The sequence below is a fragment of the Microbacterium sp. genome (assembly GCF_011620665.1).
Lineage (GTDB): Bacteria > Actinomycetota > Actinomycetes > Actinomycetales > Microbacteriaceae > Microbacterium.
This window is the reverse complement of sequence record NZ_WOYQ01000068.1, coordinates 1-4,995: the sequence shown is the minus strand read 5'-3', so window position 1 is coordinate 4,995 and position 4,995 is coordinate 1. Positions and strand designations below refer to the sequence as shown.

5 protein-coding genes are annotated in these 4,995 nt (G+C 68.5%); 4 read left to right on the top strand and 1 reads right to left on the bottom strand.

Annotated features, from left to right (window positions below):
• Positions 1-76 precede the first annotated feature (76 nt).
• Genes QZV81_RS08330 through menC form a run of 3 tightly spaced genes read left to right on the top strand, consistent with a single transcriptional unit; the run spans position 77 to position 2,139 of the window.
• Positions 77-535: a MarR family transcriptional regulator gene (locus QZV81_RS08330; protein WP_292835617.1), complete on the top strand. Its 459-nt coding sequence runs from the start codon at positions 77-79 to the stop codon at positions 533-535.
• A 21-nt stretch (positions 536-556) separates the two neighbouring features.
• Positions 557-979: an organic hydroperoxide resistance protein gene (locus tag QZV81_RS08325; protein WP_292835614.1), complete on the top strand. Its 423-nt coding sequence runs from the start codon at positions 557-559 to the stop codon at positions 977-979.
• Between the two features lie 26 nt (positions 980-1,005).
• Complete coding sequence (gene menC / locus QZV81_RS08320) at positions 1,006-2,139, top strand: o-succinylbenzoate synthase (RefSeq protein WP_292835610.1); 1,134 nt, start codon at positions 1,006-1,008, stop codon at positions 2,137-2,139.
• An 18-nt stretch (positions 2,140-2,157) separates the two neighbouring features.
• On the opposite strand, the gene QZV81_RS08315 is transcribed toward menC, so the two are convergent.
• On the bottom strand, positions 2,158-3,525 hold the full coding sequence (locus QZV81_RS08315; RefSeq protein WP_363331617.1) for an SPFH domain-containing protein: 1,368 nt from the start codon (positions 3,523-3,525) through the stop codon (positions 2,158-2,160).
• Positions 3,526-3,746: 221 nt separating this feature from the next.
• Between QZV81_RS08315 and QZV81_RS08310 the strand changes: the two genes are divergently transcribed.
• Positions 3,747-4,995: glycine--tRNA ligase (locus QZV81_RS08310; RefSeq protein ID WP_292835603.1), on the top strand; the 1,249-nt coding region annotated here is incomplete at its 3' end.

The following is a 4,995-nucleotide window of genomic DNA, read 5'->3' as shown; positions in this document are numbered from 1 at the left end:
CGGCGCCCTGGCGACCCGGACGGGTTCGCCCGGTAGATGAGTTGTGCACGATCATATTGTGTGCGATGCTTTCTTCATGCCCCGCGTGCTTGATGACTTCGTCTGCTTCGCGATGTACACGGCATCCCACGCCACGACCCAGGCCTATCGCGAGGTCCTGAAGCCCTGGGAGCTCACCTACCCGCAATACCTTGCGATGGTCGTGCTGGCGACGGGGGAGCGCACGGTGTCCGAACTCGGCGTCGAGCTGAGTCTCGACTCCGGGACCCTCTCGCCCATGCTGCGCCGACTCGGAGACCGCGATCTGGTCGAGCGCCGCCGTGACAGCGACGATGAGCGCGTCGTCCGCGTGCGGCTGACGGACAAGGGACGGACCGTTCACGACGCCGTGATGGATGCCGTCGGCTGCCTCGTCCCCGCGTTCCTCGGCCGCGGGAGCGGCAGCAGCGGCGACCTCTCCGAACTCGTCCGACAGCTCGGCGCGATCACCGAGAACATGCGCGAGATCGCGGCCACGCGGCGAGCGGCCGCGTAGGACCTCCACGAAAGGAACACCATGGACACGCTCTACACAGCAGAGGCGCTCGCCACCGGCGGCGGTCGCAACGGCCACGTCCGCACGAGCGACGGCATCCTCGACCTCGACCTGCGCATCCCCAAGGAGATGGGCGGTGCGGGCGAAGCCGCGAACCCCGAGCTGCTCTTCGCGGCGGGGTACGCGGCGTGCTTCCACAGCGCCCTGCAGGGGGTCGCGCGCGCGCAGAAGGTCGCGATCGACGGCTCGAGCGTCGGTTCACGGGTCGGAATCGGACCGAACGGCGAGGGCGGATTCCAGCTGGCCGTCACGCTCGAGGTCAACATCCCCGAGGTCGACCCGGCTGTCGCGCAGGCCCTCGCCGACGCTGCCCACCAGGTGTGCCCCTACTCCAACGCCACCCGCGGCAACATCGAGGTGACAGTGACGGTCGTCGACGACTGAGCGTGCCCCGCGGGTAGCCTGAGCGCATGCCGATCGCCCGCGCCGCCGCGTCCGTGAACCTCGACGGGTTCGAGCTGCGGGTGCTGCATCTGCCGCTCGTCTCGCCGTTCACGACCTCGTTCGGCACCGAGACGGTGCGCGAGGTCATCATCGTCCGGGCGATCACGGCGGACGGCGACGGCTGGGGCGAGATCGTCACGCAGCAGGCGCCGCTGTACTCGAGCGAGTACACCCATGGCGCGTGGGACGTGGCTCAGCGGTACCTGATCCCGGCGCTGCTGGATGCCGGACCTCTCGCGCCCGAGGACGTTGCGGGCGCGCTGGCTCCCTTCGTCGGGCATCGGATGGCGAAGGCCGGTCTCGAGCTCGCGGTCCTCGACGCTGCGCTCCGCGCCGAGAGCCGCTCGCTCGGCGAATACCTGGGCGCCACGACAGATCGCGTGCCGAGCGGAGTGAGCGTCGGCATCCAGCGCGACCCGGCGGCGCTCGTCGAGGCGGTCGGAGGCTACCTCGACGAGGGCTACGTCCGGATCAAGATCAAGATCAAGCCTGGGCGCGACCTCGCCGATACTGCCGCCGTGCGCGATGCGTTCGGGGCCATTCCGCTGCAGGTCGACGCGAACTCGGCGTTCACGCTCGCGGATGCCGACACCCTCGCCGAGCTTGATCGCTTCGATCTGCTGCTGATCGAGCAGCCCCTGCAAGAGGACGACCTCGTCGACCACGCCGCGCTGGCTCGGCGGCTGCGGACACCGGTGTGCCTCGACGAGTCGATCACCTCCCGCAAGGCCGCCGCCGACGCGCTCGCGCTGGGCGCGGCATCCATCATCAACATCAAGGCCGGACGGATCGGCGGCTACCTGGAAGCGGTCGCGATCCACGACCTGTGTCGCGACGCCGGGATCCCGGTGTGGTGCGGCGGGATGCTGGAGACCGGCATCGGCAGAGCCGCCAACGCGGCGCTGGCCGCGCTGCCCGGATTCACTCTGACGGGCGACGTGTCGGCGTCCGGCCGCTTCTACTCGCGTGACATCGTGACCGAGCCGGCCGTGCTCGAAAACGGACACGTGCGCGTGCCGACCGGGCCGGGCATCGGGGTCGAGATCGACCAGATCGCGCTCGACGAGTTCACCGTGGATCGGGTCGAGCTGCGCCGGTGACCTCGCGGGTGCGGGGCGTCAGGCGCCGGGCAGCTGCTCGGAAGCGGCGCTGCGGTCTGTCGGCTGGCCGGAGCCCTGGGCGAACCCCTGCGCCATGCCGCGGCCGGTGGCCTGCCCCTGGATCACGGCGCGCAGGTCGATGCCCGTCGTGGCCTCGACCGCGTCGAATGTCGCCCGCATGCTCGACGCCGATTCGGCGGCGATGTGTGACGACGCCCCCTCGCCACCGAGCACGGTGATCGAACCGACCTTGTCGAATCCACGGGCGAACTCGGTCATCATCGGCACGAGCGCCTCGAGCGCGCGTTGCGCGAGCAGCGCCTCCTGGTTCTTCGAGAGCGCCTCGGCCTCGGCCGAGATGGCTTCGGCTCGGGCCTGTCCGACCAGGCGCACGGCATCGGCTTCGGCCTTTGCGCGCAGCCGGGTCGCTTCGGCTTCCTGCGCGGCGATCTGCGCTCGCGCCTCGGCGGCCTTGACCTGGGCATAGGCGTCGGCATCCGCGCCGCGCTGGCGCTGGTAGAGATCCGCGTCGGCGACCTTGTTGATGTCGGCGTCGAGCTGGGCTTGCTTGTTCTCGGCGCCCTGCAGCAGCACCGCCTGCTCCCGCTCCGCGCGCGCGAGCGCTTCGGCCTGGTCCGCCTCGGCGCGTGCGCGCCCGACCTCGGCGGCCGCGGCGGCGGAGTTCTTGTCGTACGCAGTCTGCTCGATGAGGTTCGCTTCGTCGGTCGCGATCTGGCGGGCCTTGACCTCGCGGGCGGCGTTGATGCGCGCGACTTCCGCTTCGCGGCGCACACGCTCGACCTCGGTTGCACCGAGGGCATCGATGTATCCGTTCTTGTCGGTGACACCCTGGATCTGGAACGAGTCGAGGATGAGCCCCTGCGAGAGCAGGTCGCTCTTGATGCCGTCGGCGATCTGATCGGACAGCTTCTGGCGGTCGTTCATCAGCTGCTCGACCGTCAGAGTCGCCACGACGCCGCGGAGAGCGCCTTCGAGCTGCTCGGTGGTGAACTGCTCGATGGCCCCGTCCTGAGAGAGGAAGCGCTCGGCAGCCCGCCGCACGAGCTGCGGGTCGGAGCCGATCTTCACGAGCGCGACACCGCTCACGTTCACCGTGACGCCGGTCGAGGACTGCGCTGTCGGCTCCATCTTGATCTGGCGTGCGCGCAACGAGATCATCTCGGCGCGCTGTGTGAGCGGGTTGACCAGCGCGCCGCCGCCGGTGATGACCGATATCCGGGAGGATGCTCCGTCTGCGCCCTTCTGGCTCTTTCCGACGATCACGAGGGCCTGGTCCGCCTTGGCGACTTTGTACCAGGCGCGCACCATGATCAGCGCGAAGACCAGCAGGACGATGACGGCGACCACCACGATGCCGGCGATCAGGAAGGCGCCTCCGGTGGCGAAGATGTTGTCCACGAGCACTCCCCGTCTGTGGGTGCAGGCTGGTTTGCGCTGCAGGTCTGTCCCTCGACCGTACCCGGTGAGAGGCGCCGGGCGCAGGATCAGCGTCCCTTCACTGCGCCGCCGGTAGAATCGACGGATGCCGTGTTCCCTTCGGCATCCGCGATTCTCGCACTCCCGCACACGACCATCTGGAGCCACCTGTGGCCGAGCAGTCCCGTCTCGACAAAGTCATCGCCCTCGCCCGCCACCGCGGATTCGTCTTCCAGGCCGGTGAGATCTACGGCGGCTCGCGGTCGGCGTGGGATTACGGTCCCCTCGGGACGGAGCTGAAGGAGAACATCCGTCGGCAGTGGTGGCAGACGTTCGTCCGCGGTCGCGGCGACATGGTGGGCCTCGACTCATCGGTCATCCTCCCTAAGCGGGTGTGGGAGGCATCCGGTCACGTGGCGACCTTCACGGATCCGCTCGTGGAGTGCCTGCAGTGCCACAAGAGGTTCCGCGCCGACAACCTCATCGAGGACTTCGAGGCGCGCAAGGGCCGCGCTGCCGAGAACGGTCTGGACGATGTGCCGTGCCCCAACTGCGGGACGAAGGGACAGTACACCGAGCCGAAGTCGTTCTCGGGTCTCGTGAAGACCTACCTGGGTGTCGTCGATGACGAGTCGGGGCTGCACTACTTGCGGCCGGAGACCGCCCAGGGGATCTTCGTGAACTTCTCCAACGTGCTGACGGCGAGCCGCAAGAAGCCGCCGTTCGGCATCGGACAGGTCGGCAAGGCGTTCCGCAACGAGATCACGCCCGGGAACTTCATCTTCCGCACGCGCGAGTTCGAGCAGATGGAGATCGAGTTCTTCACTCCCCCCGCCGATGCCCAGGAGTGGTTCGAGCACTGGGTCGAGGTCTGCTGGGAGTGGTTCATCGACCTGGGGATCGACCCCGAGAACATGCGCCAGTTCGATGTGCCCGAGCACGAGCGGGCGCACTATTCGGCCGGAACGATCGACTTCGAGTACCGCTTCGGTTTCCCGGGCAAGGAATGGGGCGAGCTCATGGGCGTCGCCAACCGCACCGACTACGATCTGTCCTCGCACACGGAGGCTTCCGGTCAGTCGCTGACCTACTTCGACCAGGGCTCGGGCGAGAAGTACATCCCGTATGTCATCGAGCCCTCCTTCGGCCTGACGCGCTCGATGATGGCGTTTCTCGTCGACAGCTATCGCGAAGAGGAGGTGCCGAACGCGAAGGGTGGCACCGACAGCCGTACCGTGCTGAAGCTCGACCCGCGCCTCGCGCCGGTCAAGGTCGCCGTCCTGCCGCTGAGCCGCAACGAGAACCTCTCGCCGCTGGCCCGCGAGGTCGCCGACACGCTGCGCGCGCAGACCTGGAACGTCGATTTCGACGACGCCGGCGCGATCGGGCGCCGCTACCGCCGCCAGGACGAGATCGGCA